Origin of the sequence: Maribacter aquivivus (genome assembly GCF_900142175.1) — a bacterium.
GTDB classification, from domain to species: domain Bacteria; phylum Bacteroidota; class Bacteroidia; order Flavobacteriales; family Flavobacteriaceae; genus Maribacter; species Maribacter aquivivus.
In genome coordinates this window covers 64,451-81,080 of the sequence record NZ_FQZX01000005.1, presented here as the reverse complement: position 1 = coordinate 81,080, position 16,630 = coordinate 64,451, and the positions used below count along the sequence as shown (strand labels likewise).

Sequence of the window (16,630 nt, the reverse complement as noted above, 5' to 3'; positions counted from 1 at the left end):
TCATAGAAGTATACCACAAAATAATGCATATTGACAACAAATATTCCATAATACGTGATATGCTATCTATCTTTACAGTGTAAATAAGTAATAAAAATTTTCATTTTCATATAGTGTTCTCGTAAAAGAGTCTTGTTTTAAAAGCAAGACTCTTTTTAGTTTCAAAAAGCTTTGAAAATATCTTTTCGGGTTAGAAATAATCTTTATACTGCAGTACTCTATAATCTAACGTATTAAACGAAGGATTTTCTTTCTTAATTCTCTTATAACTTTCAAGACTACCTACCGCCCTATTTGCCGCTCCAGAAGGTGCAATTAAAGAAACTGTTCTAATTATTGTTTTTGTAATTGGATGCACAAACTCATGTATTCGTGGTACTTCATTAGAAATCTGTTGTAATGATACTTGGTATTCTTTTAAATGTTTTCTAAAAAAGTATTCAGGACCATTTTTGCTGTTTCCTCCTGTAAAAAGTAGTGTATTTACATTAGGATATTTTTCTAAGTAACATAATACATTTCTTAAAACTACATTCTGCATTCCAATATCAGATGCATCTATTTTCTGGCGTTCTGCTGAAGCTACAATATCACAAACACCTATACCTCTAGATTTTAAAAAAACTTTGCGCTGCTCTATTGCATTTGCTGTTGTTTCATACTTAAGATTTAAATTAAAAATCTTTTCTAAAATTGGCCACAATTGCCCATCTCTACTACCATAACAAAAATTAACATCGCCCTCCTTCAACTCGCCTGTTGTAAAACGTGGTGGTGGTAAAGTACCAACTATTAGTTTTTCAGTAGTAGTGTCAATAAAGGGTTCGTAAGGGTGTGTATGCTTAAATACGTATTGCATTATAGTTTTATTCTCTTGAGCATATTATATGCTCTAATGATTTCTAAATTACTAACTTTAAAAGAAACCTAATAAAACGAGATATGGGCAAAGGAGATAAGAAATCGAAAAAAGGAAAAATATCTAATAATTCTTACGGAGCAAGACGACCACGTAAAATTAAAAAGAGACCTACTATAGAAGAAAAAATAAAAATTAGCAAAAAGAAATAATCTTAATCATCTATTCTTAGGGTTAACCCTACTTGATTTTCTTCGTCTAAAGTAATCTCGTAGGTGTAAAAACCTAATGGCAATGAATCTGAAGATACTTCTGTAGGGGTATAATTCAAACTAGTTGAATCTGTTAGAATTGATATTGTAGTATTGGCATAACCAGTTTCAAATTCCATATACTCAGAAAACTTACCAGCTTCTACATTTTCATAAACAGTATCTTTATCTGCTACACGAACTTCTGTAAACAAAAGTTCTGTACTATTTAGAATACGAATATTAACTAAGTTAAACTCGTCATCTCTATCTGTACACGATAACAGTACAACAACACAAATTATAGAAAGTAATAGAACCCTTTTCATAGACGTATTTTATATAGCTAAGAACGAAAAAGAGCAGATTATATTTTATCTGATGAATACGGGTTGATTTTCTTTTAAGGTATGCTCTTGACTAAATTCATAATCGTCTAGATTAAAGCCTTTTATATCTGTAAGTGTTTTTGCCTCTGAGTCTAAAATATATCTCACCATAGCACCTCTGGCTTTCTTCGCAAAGAAGCTAATAATCTTCAATTTATCATTTTTCCAATCTTTAAAAATAGGAGTGATAATTTCTGCTTTAATATTCTTTGGTTGTAGCGCACTATAATATTCATTACTTGCCAAATTAACAAGTAACTCACCCTCACTCATTTCATCATTTAAATGATCCGTTAGCTTACTGCCCCAATACTCATATAAGTTTTTATTTCTACCAATTTTTAACGAAGTACCCATTTCTAAACGATAAGGCTGCATTAAATCTAGGGGTTTTAGAATACCATATTGCCCAGATAAAATTCTTAGGGTCTGTTGTAGCTTATCCATTTTTTCTTCAGACAAGGTATATGCATCTAAGCCCGTATATACATCACCACTAAAGGCATAAATTGCAGGCCTAGAATTCTCTGGTGTAAACGGTGTTGTAAAATCTTGATTACGCTGCCAGTTCAACTGCGCTAAATTGTCTGAAATAGACATCAATTCTGAAAGTGCTGCTGGCTTCTTTTTCTTCAGAATTTTATTCAGCTTTTCAGCATCTTCTATAAATTCTGGAGAAGTAAATTTTGCCATCGGAAGCTCATTTTCGTAATTCAATGACTTAGCCGGAGAAATAACAATTTTCATAGTGCAATTTTAGATGCCCAAAAATAAACAGGATAAATAGGAAGACCTACAAAAGATAAAAAAGAGTTTAAATAGCGGTATCGAAGAAACTTATTCTGTGCTGTTCTTAGTATAACCACGCCATTTTTCAATAGCACTAGTCATGTCTTCTGGCACTTCTGAATCAAAACTCATACGCTCACCGGTTACTGGGTGTACAAAACCTAATGTCTTTGCATGTAACGCTTGCCTTGGTAATAATTTAAAAGTGTTCTCTACAAATTGCTTGTATTTTGTAAAGGTTGTTCCTTTTAAAATTTTCTCACCACCATAACGCTCATCATTAAATAACGTGTGGCCTATGTACTTCATATGCACACGAATTTGATGTGTTCTACCTGTCTCTAATTTACATGACACAAGTGTAACATAGCCCAATCTTTCCAATACCTTAAAATGGGTAACAGCCTCTTTACCCTCTTCCCCTTCAGGAAAAACATGCATCTGTAGACGGTTTTTAGGGTTTCTACCTACATGACCAACTACAGTACCTTCGTCTTCTTCTACATTACCCCAAACTAAAGCTACATACTCTCGTTCAGAAGTTTTATCAAAAAATTGTTTTGCCAAATGGGTCATTGCAGCTTCGGTCTTTGCTACTACTAATAAACCAGAGGTATCTTTATCTATACGATGTACCAAACCTGGTCTCTCGTTACTATTTGCCGGTAAATTATCGGTATGAAAGATTAAGGCATTTATTAATGTACCCGAATAATTACCGTGCCCTGGGTGAACCACCATACCCGCAGGTTTATTGACTACCATAAGAACATCATCTTCATAGACGATATCTAATGGAATATCTTCTGGCACCAAAAGAAACTCATGTGGTGGATGTTCAAATAACACCTTCACCTCATCGCCTGCTTTTACTTTATAATTCGATTTTACAATCTCATCATTAACCCAAACATGACCGCCTTTTGCAGCTTGTTGTATTTTATTCCTTGTAGCATTTTCAATGAAATTCATTAAAAATTTATCTACACGTAAAGACTCTTGCCCTTTTGAGGCTACTACCCTATGGTGCTCAAAAAGCTCTCCATCTTCATTCTCTGGTTGCACAATATTCTCCTCCATCTAATCTTCAGATTCCGATTTAATTACCGCTCTTTCTGTAATACTACCATTACCACAAATCAGCTCTATTTTAGAAGTTTTAGGTAGCTTATCGCCAGGCTTAATATACTTGCCCTTAAATTTTATTTGGTATACCATATCCTTACCCAATTCATCTACATAGGTTACCCTTTGTACATCTAAGCCCACTGCCTTCAACATAGAAGAGGCATTACGCTTGGTTACTTGAATTATTTTAGGAACGGTTACTTTTTTATATCCTGATGGATTAACGGTAAAATATATTTTTCTATTCTCCTTTACTTTTGAACCTGCCGTAGGATTTTGCTCAATGATCGAAAACCTAGGATAATCTGGATTGTAATTTGCTGAATCAAGTACTTCATACCTAAGCCCAGCTTCTTCAATAGATTTTCTCATATCCATGACAGATTTTTTTGAAAAATCTGGCACTACTACAAACTCACCATGATTGGTGGTACTGTTCAGGTATCTTAAGGTGACAAAAATCACAATTATCAATACCAACAACGCAAGACCAAGCTGAATTAAAAAAGTCTTACTTTTTAAAAAATTGAAAAAATTCTTCATACATATTATTTGACCCGACAAATATAGTAAATGCCCACATACCTTTTAGCAGCTTCGGTTTATAGTTACATCTTACCTTAAAAAATTAATTCAATTTGCATGAATGCTGTTCGTTTTCTTTTTTATTTTATTTCAATACTTCATCTTTGCTTTTACATTCTTAATAGACCATACAAATGAAAAAAAATATAGCAATTATAATGGGCGGGTATTCTAGTGAATATAAAATATCGCTTAAAAGTGGAAATGTGGTCTATGATTACTTGAACAAAGAAAAATTTAATCTTTACAGAATACATATTTTTAAGAACAAATGGGTCTATGTAGATGATGCCGGTAACGAAACACCTATTGACAGAAACGATTTCTCTATTCCTTTAAACAATACGTCTATAACATTTGATTGTGTTTTTAATGCCATTCATGGTTCCCCTGGTGAAGACGGACTCATGCAGGCATATTTTGAATTATTAGGAATAAAGCATACTTCTTGTGATTTTTATCAAGCAGCGCTTACCTTCAATAAAAGAGACTTGCTAAGTGTATTGAAACCTTACGGAATTAAAGCGGCACCTTCTTATTATCTAAACTTAGGCGATGAAATAAATGAAACAGAAATAATAAATAAAGTCAAGCTACCTTGTTTTGTAAAGGCCAATAAGTCTGGTAGTAGTTTTGGTATTACTAAAGTCTATAAAGCAGAGGAGCTAAAAGGTGCTATAGAAACTGCTTATAAAGAAGATGATGAAATTATTATTGAAGGTTTTCTTGACGGTACAGAAGTATCTGTGGGCGTTCTAAAACTAAATGGCAAAACAACGGTTTTCCCGATTACAGAAATTGTTTCTGAAAATGACTTCTTCGACTACCAAGCAAAATATGAAGGTAAATCACAAGAAATTACTCCTGCAAGAATAAATCCTGAACAATTAGAAAAAGTAACCATCGCATCGAAAAGAATATATGATGTACTAAAAATGACGGGCTTTTCTAGAAGTGAATTTATATTTATTGGCAACGAACCATTTTTATTAGAGATGAATACTACACCTGGTTTAACCACAGAGAGTATATTGCCACAACAAGCTAAAGAAGCTGGTATTGAGCTAGGTATGTTATTTGAGTATGCAATTACCGAGGCATTAGCTTAAAATACCTATATTTAAAACGTAAAACCCACCTATGAGACGCGCAATTTTTCCTGGTTCTTTTGATCCCTTAACATTGGGACATCATGATATTATTATGCGTGGCATAACGCTATTCGATGAAATAATTATCGCAATCGGTAAAAATGCCGACAAAAAGTATATGTTCAGTCTTGAGAAACGTATACAATTCATAGAAGAAGCGTTTAAAGATGTGCCTTCTATTTCGGTAAAATCATATGTAGGACTAACAGTTGACTTTTGTAAGAAAGAAGACGCTAATTTTATTTTAAGGGGATTGCGTAATCCTGGTGATTTTGAATTTGAGAAGGCAATTGCACATACAAACCGTAAATTATCTGAGATAGAAACCGTGTTTTTATTGACCTCATCGGGCAAATCATACATAAGTTCATCTATTGTAAGAGACGTAATACGCAACGGTGGTGACTATACGGGTTTAGTACCCAATTCTGTAAGAAAATAGATGTAGTTCATCGGCCTCACAACAATATAGGCCACTTCAACCACACTTTTAGGTAAAAACACAACAAAAGCTAAGCGTAAACTAGAATATTCCTATAATTTAGTAGGAAAATTCAACACACCTATGTTTAAATCACAAAATAATTCATCTTTTTCTTTAGATTGGATAAATCAGATTCCGTCATCTATAGTTATCATTGATACAGATTTTAAACTGATCAGTGCTTCACCTAGGTGGCAAGCAAATTTTGAATTGAATTTGAATGATATTGAAGGGAAATACTTTCTTGATCTTTTTCCTGAATTATCTCAAGATTTAATGTCCAGACTAAAATATAGCTTAGAGGGCTTAAGAGATATTAAGTTTAAATATAATGCTAAAAACTGTAAGTATTCTTCTAAAGATTCTGTTTGGCATCTAAACCCCTGGAAAGATGGTTACGGCAACATTATAGGTGTAATTATTAAAGTAGAATCTATTTCTAAGACTCAAGAGCTTGAAATTGAACTTAATAAGACAAAACTTATTTTAAATCAAAAAAGCTCGGTCGCAAAAATTGGAAGTTGGGATTATGACGTGCAAAATGAAACTTTAAATTGGACATCAATCGTTAACAAAATTTATGGGCTGTCTTCAGATTTTAAACCTACACTAGAAAACTCTATTAATTTCTATGTAGAAGAATCACAAGAAATTATCAAAAAACTAGTTTCAGATGCAATTAATTCCGGTAAACCTTGGAATGAAAAATTACAGTTAAAAAAATCTGACGGAGAAGTAATATGGGTAAATACCATTGGTAGACCAAAATTTAAAGGGAGTAATTGCACTAGAATTATTGGTACTATTCAACATATTAAAAATGAAACCAAACCAAATACAGAGATTAATGACAACATATTAATTGAATATCCTCTATTTGAAAAGGTGCCTTTTGGACTAGCAATTGTAGATTTTAAAAATGGCAACCTTTTAGATGTAAATGAACAATTCACAAAACTTACCTCTTTTAACAAAGAACATTTTATAGGTCATAATTTTAAAAAATTTATTAAAGACAATATCATAAGCAAAAGTGCTGAACTTAAAATTCAACTAGAAGAACATGGCTCTTTTAAACCAGTTAAGTTCACCTACACTAACCAAAAAAAGCATAATATTAATATAAAGATGACTGGTACTTTAGTTGAAGGTACTTCTGGAATAAAAAGTGTGTTATGCACCTTTGAAAATATAACCTCACAAACAAAATTAGAAAAGAACTTAAAAAATACCATTGCATCGGCAAGAGAGAAAAATGAGCAATTGTTGAATTTTGCCCACATGGTATCTCATAACCTAAAAACACATGCAACAAATTTTTCACTTTTACTTAATTTTTTAAATGATGAGACTGGTAAAAACCAGCGTAACAAATACATGAATATGCTATTCAGCGCTTCTGATAATTTATCTGAAACCATAAAAGGACTTCGAGAGATTGTTGCTGTAAAGTCTAGCATTAATGAGGAGAAAAAATTACTTTCTTTAAATGAAAGCCTATTTGTTGTTGAACAGAACGTGGCCGGCTTATTAAAAGAAACATATGGAAAAATTATTAATGAAATACCAGAGACTACTCAAGTAAAGGCATTACCTGCATATCTTAATAGTATTTTAACCAATTGTATTACCAACTCTATTAAATATAGAAGTCCTGATAAAAAACCCATCATCATATTAAGTATAGAAGAGAGCAAAAACTACACTATTTTAAGTGTTGAAGATAACGGTTTGGGTATTGATTTAGAAAAATACGGTAATCAGTTATTTGGACTTTACAAAACCTTTCACAGAAATAAAGATTCTAGAGGTATTGGTCTATACATTACTAAAAACCAAATGGAAGCTATGAACGGAAATATAACTGTTGAGAGTAAGCCAAATGAAGGAACCACTTTTAGGTTTCACTTCAACAAAAAATAAAATTAATTGAATAAATAGATTATTGATTGTTTTACAACGTAAATGATAACATTCACAACAATTATGTTTTAAAAAACAGCAATCCCACTACATTCGTAAGAAATTACATCGGTATGATAACAGTTCCCCAGGTATCTAATACCTCGTACCTAATTAGACAATTGCCTACACCAACGGCTTTCGTAGACACTAATTATAACATTGTTCAGACATCTGACAAGTGGACGAGTATTTTTAATGAAAATGACGAGTGTATTAACTCTAGAAGTTTATTTGCTGTTTTTCCTAATTTAAGTGAAAAATGGAAAATGGTATTAGACAATTGTTTTAAAGGCAATCCTCAGCCTATGGGTATTCATAAAACCATAGATGCTAATAGCAATGAACTTTGGTTCGAATGGATCAATGCACCTTGGTATGATACTAATGAGAATATTGTAGGAGCAATTATTCAATTAAATAATATTACTGACGCCGTTAATAATGAACTAGAGCTCAATAAAAAAGATTTATTATTACAACAACAAGCAGAAATCACCAAAATTGGAAGGTGGGAATATAATATGGAAGACAACCAACTATTTTGGTGTTCTACCACAAAATCTATTCACGAGGTATCATCGGATTTTAAACCCAACATAGAAACTGCTCTTTTTTATTATAAAGAAGGTCATAGTAGAAATGCTATATCAATGGCTCTTTTTGAAGCACAGGAAAGTGGTAAATCTTGGAGTAATTTAAAACTTCAAATCATAACCGCTACCGGAAAAGAAAAGTGGGTTATGGCTGGCGGTAAACCTATCTTTAACAAAGGTAAAGTAGTTGGTTTAATTGGTACTTTTCAAGACATACACGAGCAGGTAGAAGCTGATATTAAAACTATTGATAACGAAAAACTATTAAGAACATTAATTGACAATTTACCGGTCAATGTTTATATAAAAGATACTGAATCTAGAAAAATTTTAATAAACAAAGCAGAATGTGAGTATTTAGGAGTTAATGACCCAAAAGAAATTTTAGGTAAAAGTGATTTTGAACTATACCCTTATGATGCTGCAGAAAAGTCTAGAGAAGAAGACTTAAATGTAATGAATACTCTTAAACCTGTAATTGGAAAGGAAACAGTTAAAACCACTATTAATGGCAAACAAACTTCTTTTTTGAGTTCTAAAATACCATTGTTAAATAATAAGGGTATTGCATATGGTCTTGTGGGTATTAGCCTAGATATTTCTAAACTAAAAGAAAAAGAAAAAGAGCTTAGAAATATTATAAACATTGCATCGGTACAGAATAAAAAGCTTTTAAACTTTGCACATATTGTTTCGCATAACCTTCGTTCTCATTCAGCTAATTTTTCAATGCTATTAAACTTTTTAGAAACAGAAAAAGATGAAGAAGAAAAGAAAAGTATTGTTTCTATGCTTACTAAAGCTTCGAACAATTTGTTAGAGACCTTAGATAATTTAAATGAAGTAGTTTCAATAAATACTAATACAAATATAGAAATCAAAGAAATAAATTTAAATAAGAAGGTAGTAGACGCATGCGATAATCTATCTCCTTTTATTTCAGTTAACAGTGGTAGAATTGAAAATAATATACCGGCTAATTTCAACATTAAATCGGTACCAGCTTATTTAGATAGCATATTAACAAATTTCATCACTAACGCAGTAAAATACAAACATCCAGATAGAGAAGCGCTTGTGACGTTAAGTGCAGAGAAAAAGGGAGGTTATTCAATATTAACCATTGCAGATAATGGGCTAGGTATAGATTTGAAGAAATACGGCGAAAAACTTTTTGGAATGTACAAAACCTTTCACGATCATAAAGATGCGCGAGGTATTGGTCTATACCTTACAAAAAATCAAATAGACGCTATGAACGGTAAAATAGAAGTAACGAGCAAAGTTGGAAAAGGAACAGAATTTAAAATTTTCTTTAATGAAAAAAATTAGTGATATCACTATTATTGACGATGACACAATAACGGTCTTCGGTTTACGTAAATTAATAGCTTCAAGTGTTGAATGCAAAACTATTGAATCCTATGCCAATGGTAAAATTGCATTAGATGCAATGACAGCTTTTTTTAATAATAACCAGCAAATACCTCAGATAATATTTTTAGATATTAACATGCCAATTATGGATGGATGGGAATTTCTAAAAGCCTTTCTTGAGCTTCCAATTACCCAAACTATTAGAATAAATATTGTAACATCATCAATAGACCCACGTGATTATAAACAATGGGAGTTTTTTAAAAATAAAAGCCACCATTTAATTACTTTCAATCAAAAACCAATCGACAGAAATAAAATAGCAGAAATTACTCAACTGGCTTAAAAATATAAAGTAATCCCTATTTTTACAATCAATTACTGGCACTAATCAGCTCATTAAATGATTGTACATGAAAAATATACCACTTTTCTTTTTGGCTCTTTTATTTTTCTCATGCGAGAGTAAAGTTGAAGATACCAAAACCGATTTCCCCACTCCTTTCGAAACTTCGAACAAGACAGAAACTGCGACCTATGAACAGGTAATAGATTTTTACCTTAAACTGTCAAAAGAGTTCTCTACAATAAACATACAAACCATTGGCACAACTGATAGTGGCAAACCATTACATGTGGTCACCTATAGTTCTAAGGGAGATTTTGATTTTAAAAAATTGGGCGAGAGCAATACCATGATGTTGATTAACAACGGTATTCATCCAGGTGAAAGTGATGGTATTGATGCTACTATGTTACTTTTTCGCGATTTGGCAAGCAGCGAAATTGAAACTCCGAAAGAGACGATTATAGCTACCATACCTATTTACAACGTTGGCGGTGCATTAAACAGAAATAGCACTTCTAGAGCTAACCAAAACGGACCCCTAGAATACGGATTTAGAGGTAATGCCAAAAATTATGACCTCAATAGAGATTTCATTAAAACCGACACCAAAAACGCTGCTACTTTTGCCGAAATATTTCATCTTATCAATCCTGATGTATTTATAGACAATCATGTTAGCAATGGTGCCGATTACCAATACACCTTAACCCATCTCTTTACTCAGCATAATAAATTAGGCGGAAAATTAGGTGAATATATTCATGATTCATTGATGCCACAATTACAAGATTCATTAGCGAAATCTAATTGGGATATTACTCCGTACGTGAATGTATTCAATACTCCCCCAGAAAAAGGATTTCAACAATTTATAGACCACCCAAGATATTCTACTGGTTATACTACACTATTTAATACTGTAGGTATGATGGTCGAGACGCATATGTTAAAACCATACGATAAGCGTGTTATGGGTACTTATGAATTGATGCAAAAAATGATTACTATAACTGAAAAAGATGGTGGTAAAATTAGAAATCTACGTGATGCCGCTTTATCATCTTTTGACGAAGAGGAATATTACCCCATGGCATGGACAATTGATACCACCAAAGTTTCTAATTATATTTTTAAAGGCTTCAAGGCAGATACTATAATCAGTGCCGTTACGGGTTTAAAAAGACTAAAGTACAACCAAGATATGCCAATTGAAACCGAAGTTGCCTATCAAGATTATTATACACCATCAGATTCCGTTAAAATTCCTGAAGCATATATTTTAGGTAGACAATGGCAAAATGTGATTGAAAAATTAGATTTAAATAAAATTACATACACCACGCTTCAAAAAGATTCTACAATTGCCGTAGAATCTTATAAAATAAATGATTACAAAACTTATATATCGCCTTATGAGGGGCACTACCCGCATTATAATACTACCATAAATACAACAAATAGCACTATAGAATTTCACGCGGGTGATATTATAATACCGACTAATCAACCAGGTTTTAGATATCTTTTAGAAACATTAGAACCCGCTGCAGTTGACTCCTTTTTTAACTGGAATTTCTTTGACACCATACTACAGCAAAAAGAAGGGTTCTCACCTTATGTGTTTGAAGATACCGCATTAAAGATGTTAGAAAATGATTCTATTTTAAAAGCCAAGTTTGAGGATAAAAAAATGCTTGATTCAGATTTCAAGGAAAACTGGTATAAGCAATTAGACTGGCTTTTTAAACAAAGTGATCTTTATGAAAAGGCGCATTTACAATATCCGGTGTATAGAATCAAAAAATAAAACCTAATCTTCTCCAAACAAAATTTTAATATTAACGTAAGAATTTTCAAGAGCTTTTTGGATTTTAGCTGGTCCTTTCCATTTGACCTTAAATATACCTTCCTTTTTTTCAGGCTTTAATTTACCTTCAAAATCGGTGCTCATTGCATACCAATATACTTGCTTCAGTTTATTGACTCCGTTACGTTTAAAAATGTGATATGTGGTACGTATATAATTATCAATAACAAGATTTCTTACGCCAGTTTCTTCCTCAACTTCCCGAATGGCACATTCTTCTATTGACTCACCCTTATCTAACTTACCTTTTGGCAAATCCCATTTATCGTTTCTATAGATAAAAAGTACTTTTCCTTTCTTATTTTTAACCACGCCACCACCAGCAATGACTAAAGGAATTTCTTTAGTAAACTTCTTTAAAATTTCATCGTGGTTAGGGTGATAAATGAACGCTTCTTTCAACTTCCCTTTCCTCAATGAACTTATTGCATCTTCAATAGATTCTTGATTTAACGAAAAATACTCCCCATTTCTGGTTTCAGAGAGTTTATTTGTCAAAATCAAAGGCAATTCATTAACAAAAACTTTATACATTTGCGTCATGGTTTTAGACAAAAACACTGCAAAAAAAACAGCAGAGCTTCTCTTGCAAATTAATGCAATAAAATTGAAACCCGAAAATCCTTTTACATGGGCTTCGGGTTGGAAATCTCCAATATATTGCGACAATAGAATTTTACTCTCTTATCCTATCATCAGAAACTACATTCGTGATGAAATGGCAAAGCAAGTAGAACAACTTTATGGCAAGCCGGATTGTATCGTTGGGGTTGCTACAGGAGCAATAGGAATAGGAGCTCTAGTAGCCGATAAACTTAATTTACCTTTCGTTTATGTAAGGCCTGAACCTAAATCTCATGGTCGTCAAAACCAGATAGAGGGTCATTTAGAAGCACACCAAACAGTTGTGGTTATAGAAGATTTGATTAGTACTGGTAAAAGTAGTTTAAACGCTGTAGATGCTTTAAGAGCTATTGATGCGAAAGTAAAAGGTATGTTAGCCGTTTTTACTTACGGTTTTGAAACCGCCGCAAACAACTTTAAAGAAAAAAATACAGAGCTGCACACTTTAAGTAGCTACGAATATCTTATTGAACAAGCATCTGATACAGGTTACGTTAAAGAAGAGCAGTTAATTACATTAATGGAATGGAGGAAAGACCCTTCAAAATGGACAAATAAATAGTTATGTTAATAGAAACACCAAAGACACAAGTATCTAAAAGTACAGAAGATACTTTCAACTTTTTGAATGACCTGCCTAATTTTAGACAGTTAATGCCAGAGAATATTGACAAATTTGAAGTTTTGAACGAGAATAGATTTCTTTTTGCTTTAAAAGGAATGCCAGAAATTGTTTTGGAGAAAAAAGAACAGACACCTTTTAGCCAAATTGTTTTAGGTGCTGCTAGTGAAAAACTACCTTTCACCTTAACTGCAGATATTATAGAAATAGAAAGCGGCAAAAGTGAGGTTGTTTTAAGTTTTAAAGGTGAATTCAATGCTATGATGGCGATGATGATAAAAAAACCTATCACTAATTTTATAAATACGTTATCAACCAATTTGGGTGCTGTTTAATACAAAAGCTGTATTTCTTTTAACCCATACTCCTCATAATCACCATTTTCATGTTTCACTATAAGCTTACCACTGATAGAGACTTTTTCTATTGTTCCTGTAAATAGTGTATCATTCTGGTTCCTAAAAGTACTTCTCTCCCCTATTTTAAATAATTGAGAATGATATTGAGCGTACAATTCATTCTCTAAAGATTGTATTGGCTTATTTAAATAGCTATGCAATTGTTCTATTAAAGAATAAAATACCGAATCAAGATCAAATACAGTACCCACAATATTTTTTAATGAAGACGCATTCGGAGCTTTTTCAAACACTTCTTGATTCACATTTAAGCCAAAACCAACTATACTTCGTTTTATTTTAGAGCCAGATAAAATATTTTCGATAAGAATGCCTCCTATTTTATTATTACCTGACAGAATGTCGTTAGGCCATTTTATACTCAAATCAGGTATTCCTAAACGTTTTAAACCATCTATTATCGCTAGAGACACACAAACACTTACCAAAAAAACCTCTTTAATAGGCACACCTATATTATTTTTCAATACACTGAACGCTAGGTTTTTACCTGGCTCAGACTCCCATTTTGCATTCATTTGACCCCTACCAGAAGTTTGATCTTTAGTTGTAATTATAGTAAAATCTTCCAATTCTTTTTCAAATGACAACTCCTTTAAATAGGTGTTTGTAGATTGCGTGGCATCAAGTTTGATTATTTGCATTTACTGTTCTTATTGTGAATCTATAATCTATTGTTAAAAACTAGTCATAAAAGAACAAAAAAATAATAACTTTGTAAAAACTAAAATTTTTGAATGCAGGAAAGTAAAACTAGCCAAGATGAGTTAATTGCATTAATAATTCAGGGAATTGACGAAGTAAAAGGTCATAACATTAACCTATTAGATTTAAGAGAAATTGAGAATACCGTTTGCGATTACTTCATAGTTTGTAACGGTACTTCAAATACGCATGTAAATGCTATTGTAGGTTCTATCCAAAAAACAGTAAGTAAAGCGATTCAAGATAAACCTTGGCACGTAGAAGGCGAAGACAATGCCGAGTGGGTATTAATGGACTATGTTAATGTCGTAGTTCATGTATTCCAAAAGCAAGTACGAGAATTCTATGATATAGAAGGTTTATGGGGAGATGCAAAATTCACAACCATAGAAAGTAGCGTAAACTAATAAAAAATTAAAATGGCAAAAGAAAACAAAACAAATCCGAAAAAACCAAAATTTAGCTCTTGGTGGATTTATGGATTAGTAGCAGTCTTACTAATTGGATTTCAATTATTCAATAGTGATGATTTAGCTAGTACCAATAAAACGACTACTTCAGAATTACAACAGTACTTAAGAAATGGTGATGTAAAGAAGATTCTAATTATTACGAATACAAATCAAGCAAAGGTCTTTTTAAAAGATGAAGCTATTGCTAAAGATGTACATAAAGATCTAAATGAAAAATCATTTCTTCCATCTTCAGGCAATTTACCACAGTATACTTTAGACTATGGTGATCTTCAAATATTTCAAAATGAAATAACTGAAATCAAAAAAGAAAATAATTTAGATACTATTATTGAATTTGGTAAAGAATCTACAGCCATTTTAGATTTCTTGCTATCCTTATTACCTTTTGTACTAATCATTGGTATATGGATATATTTAATGCGTAGAATGTCTGGCGGCGGCGGCGGCGGCGCTGGCGGTCAAATATTTAATATAGGTAAATCTAAAGCCAAATTATTTGATGAAAAAACAGATACTAGAACATCTTTTAAAGATGTTGCTGGTTTAGAAGGTGCAAAAGAAGAGGTTGAAGAGATTGTAGATTTCTTAAGAAACCCAGACAAATACACCTCATTAGGTGGTAAAATTCCTAAAGGTGCCTTATTAGTAGGCCCTCCAGGAACAGGTAAAACCCTTTTAGCAAAAGCCGTTGCAGGTGAAGCTAAAGTGCCTTTCTTTTCTCTTTCAGGTTCAGATTTCGTTGAAATGTTCGTAGGTGTTGGTGCTTCTAGAGTACGTGACCTTTTCAAACAAGCAAAAGACAAATCGCCAGCAATTATCTTCATTGATGAGATTGATGCTATTGGTAGAGCTAGAGGTAAAAATAATTTTACCGGTTCTAACGATGAGCGTGAAAATACATTGAACCAATTATTAACTGAGATGGATGGTTTTGGTACCAACACAAACGTTATTGTATTGGCAGCAACCAACCGTGCAGATGTATTGGATAAAGCATTAATGCGTGCAGGTAGATTTGATAGACAAATTTATGTTGATCTTCCAGACATTCGTGAACGTAAAGAAATATTTGAAGTTCACCTTAGACCTATTAAAACATCAGAAACTTTAGATACTGAATTTTTAGCAAGACAAACTCCTGGTTTCTCTGGTGCAGATATAGCCAATGTTTGTAATGAAGCTGCATTAATTGCCGCTAGAAAAGAGAAGAAGGCTGTTTCTAAACAAGATTTCTTAGATGCTGTAGATAGAATAGTTGGCGGCCTTGAAAAGAAAAATAAGATAATTACACCTGGTGAGAAAGAAACTATTGCTTACCATGAAGCAGGTCATGCAACTACTAGTTGGATGCTTGAACATGCTGCTCCTTTAGTGAAGGTGACCATAGTACCAAGAGGACAGTCTTTAGGTGCTGCATGGTATTTACCAGAAGAGCGTTTAATAGTTAGACCAGAACAAATGTTGGACGAAATGTGTGCAACAATGGGTGGTAGAGCTGCAGAGAAAGTTATTTTCAATAAAATATCTACTGGTGCATTAAGTGATTTAGAAAAAGTTACTAAACAAGCTAGAGCTATGGTAACTATTTATGGTCTTAATGATGAAATAGGAAATATCACTTATTATGATTCTGCTGGGCAAGATTCTTATGGTTTTTCAAAACCTTACAGTGAAGATACCGCTAGAAAAATTGATGCTGAAATATCTAAAATAATAGAAGAGCAGTACCAAAGAGCTATTAAAGTACTTACAGACAATAAGGACAAATTAACGACCTTGGCCGAACGATTATTAGAGAAAGAAGTTATCTTTAAAGAAGATTTAGAAAAAATATTTGGTGTAAGAAATTTTGAAAAAGATATCCTAGCCTTAGAAAATAAAAAAAATCTTGAAAAGTTAAAAGATTCAGACTCTGGTACAGATTCTAAAACGGAAGAGGAAGAAATTACAGAGAATAAATAAAATTGCAGTACTTTAGTTTAGCAATTATTTCAACA

Annotated in this window: 18 protein-coding genes; 11 read left to right on the top strand and 7 right to left on the bottom strand. The window is 32.5% G+C overall.

Going from position 1 to position 16,630, the window contains the following annotated elements; all coding sequences use genetic code 11:
• Positions 1-190: 190 nt before the first annotated feature.
• Positions 191-859 (bottom strand): uracil-DNA glycosylase family protein, encoded by a 669-nt coding sequence (locus tag BUC31_RS19190; RefSeq protein WP_073247304.1) that lies wholly within the window; start codon positions 857-859, stop codon positions 191-193.
• 83 nt (positions 860-942) lie between these two features.
• Between BUC31_RS19190 and BUC31_RS19185 the strand changes: the two genes are divergently transcribed.
• A complete protein-coding gene (locus BUC31_RS19185; protein ID WP_073247302.1) occupies positions 943-1,071 on the top strand; it encodes a 30S ribosomal protein THX in 129 nt (42 codons plus the stop codon).
• Positions 1,072-1,073: 2 nt separating this feature from the next.
• Here BUC31_RS19185 and BUC31_RS19180 read toward each other — a convergent pair whose 3' ends face one another.
• The 4 genes from BUC31_RS19180 to BUC31_RS19165 all read right to left on the bottom strand — a co-directional run bounded on the left by BUC31_RS19180 (position 1,074) and on the right by BUC31_RS19165 (position 3,959).
• Complete coding sequence (locus BUC31_RS19180) at positions 1,074-1,439, bottom strand: hypothetical protein (RefSeq protein ID WP_073247300.1); 366 nt, start codon at positions 1,437-1,439, stop codon at positions 1,074-1,076.
• 45 nt (positions 1,440-1,484) lie between these two features.
• On the bottom strand, positions 1,485-2,246 hold the full coding sequence (gene yaaA / locus BUC31_RS19175; protein WP_073247298.1) for a peroxide stress protein YaaA: 762 nt from the start codon (positions 2,244-2,246) through the stop codon (positions 1,485-1,487).
• Positions 2,247-2,336: 90 nt separating this feature from the next.
• Positions 2,337-3,368, bottom strand: coding sequence for an RluA family pseudouridine synthase (locus tag BUC31_RS19170; protein ID WP_073247296.1), 1,032 nt, complete (start codon positions 3,366-3,368; stop codon positions 2,337-2,339).
• Entirely contained in the window at positions 3,369-3,959 is a 591-nt protein-coding gene (locus BUC31_RS19165) for a PASTA domain-containing protein (protein ID WP_073247294.1), read from the bottom strand.
• Positions 3,960-4,135: 176 nt separating this feature from the next.
• Between BUC31_RS19165 and BUC31_RS19160 the strand changes: the two genes are divergently transcribed.
• From BUC31_RS19160 to BUC31_RS19135, 6 genes are all read left to right on the top strand, one after another.
• Positions 4,136-5,110 carry a D-alanine--D-alanine ligase gene (locus tag BUC31_RS19160; RefSeq protein WP_073247292.1) on the top strand — a complete coding sequence of 325 codons (975 nt, stop codon included), beginning with the start codon at positions 4,136-4,138 and terminating at the stop codon, positions 5,108-5,110.
• 31 nt (positions 5,111-5,141) lie between these two features.
• Positions 5,142-5,594, top strand: coding sequence for a pantetheine-phosphate adenylyltransferase (coaD, locus tag BUC31_RS19155; RefSeq protein ID WP_073247291.1), 453 nt, complete (start codon positions 5,142-5,144; stop codon positions 5,592-5,594).
• Between the two features lie 123 nt (positions 5,595-5,717).
• A complete protein-coding gene (locus tag BUC31_RS19150) occupies positions 5,718-7,559 on the top strand; it encodes a PAS domain S-box protein (RefSeq protein WP_073247289.1) in 1,842 nt (613 codons plus the stop codon).
• A gap of 113 nt (positions 7,560-7,672) precedes the next feature.
• Complete coding sequence (locus BUC31_RS19145) at positions 7,673-9,526, top strand: PAS domain S-box protein (protein WP_073247287.1); 1,854 nt, start codon at positions 7,673-7,675, stop codon at positions 9,524-9,526.
• Positions 9,513-9,917, top strand: coding sequence for a response regulator (locus tag BUC31_RS19140; RefSeq protein WP_073247286.1), 405 nt, complete (start codon positions 9,513-9,515; stop codon positions 9,915-9,917). The genes BUC31_RS19145 and BUC31_RS19140 overlap by 14 nt, the downstream gene beginning before the upstream one ends.
• Before the next feature lie 67 nt (positions 9,918-9,984).
• Positions 9,985-11,727, top strand: coding sequence for a M14 family metallopeptidase (locus BUC31_RS19135; protein ID WP_073247284.1), 1,743 nt, complete (start codon positions 9,985-9,987; stop codon positions 11,725-11,727).
• A 3-nt stretch (positions 11,728-11,730) separates the two neighbouring features.
• Here BUC31_RS19135 and BUC31_RS19130 read toward each other — a convergent pair whose 3' ends face one another.
• Positions 11,731-12,321 (bottom strand): NUDIX hydrolase, encoded by a 591-nt coding sequence (locus BUC31_RS19130; RefSeq protein WP_073247379.1) that lies wholly within the window; start codon positions 12,319-12,321, stop codon positions 11,731-11,733.
• Positions 12,322-12,328: 7 nt separating this feature from the next.
• Between BUC31_RS19130 and pyrE the strand changes: the two genes are divergently transcribed.
• Complete coding sequence (pyrE, locus tag BUC31_RS19125; RefSeq protein WP_073247283.1) at positions 12,329-12,973, top strand: orotate phosphoribosyltransferase; 645 nt, start codon at positions 12,329-12,331, stop codon at positions 12,971-12,973.
• A gap of 2 nt (positions 12,974-12,975) precedes the next feature.
• On the top strand, positions 12,976-13,368 hold the full coding sequence (locus tag BUC31_RS19120) for an orotate phosphoribosyltransferase (RefSeq protein WP_073247281.1): 393 nt from the start codon (positions 12,976-12,978) through the stop codon (positions 13,366-13,368).
• Here the strand turns inward: BUC31_RS19120 and BUC31_RS19115 are convergent.
• A complete protein-coding gene (locus tag BUC31_RS19115; RefSeq protein WP_073247279.1) occupies positions 13,365-14,096 on the bottom strand; it encodes a biotin--[acetyl-CoA-carboxylase] ligase in 732 nt (243 codons plus the stop codon). The genes BUC31_RS19120 and BUC31_RS19115 overlap by 4 nt on opposite strands.
• Before the next feature lie 93 nt (positions 14,097-14,189).
• On the opposite strand from BUC31_RS19115, the gene rsfS reads away from it, so the two are divergent.
• Together rsfS and ftsH are read left to right on the top strand one after the other, a co-directional pair.
• On the top strand, positions 14,190-14,564 hold the full coding sequence (gene rsfS / locus BUC31_RS19110) for a ribosome silencing factor (RefSeq protein ID WP_073247277.1): 375 nt from the start codon (positions 14,190-14,192) through the stop codon (positions 14,562-14,564).
• Between the two features lie 12 nt (positions 14,565-14,576).
• Positions 14,577-16,595 (top strand): ATP-dependent zinc metalloprotease FtsH, encoded by a 2,019-nt coding sequence (gene ftsH / locus BUC31_RS19105; RefSeq protein ID WP_073247275.1) that lies wholly within the window; start codon positions 14,577-14,579, stop codon positions 16,593-16,595.
• Positions 16,596-16,630: the final 35 nt, after the last annotated feature.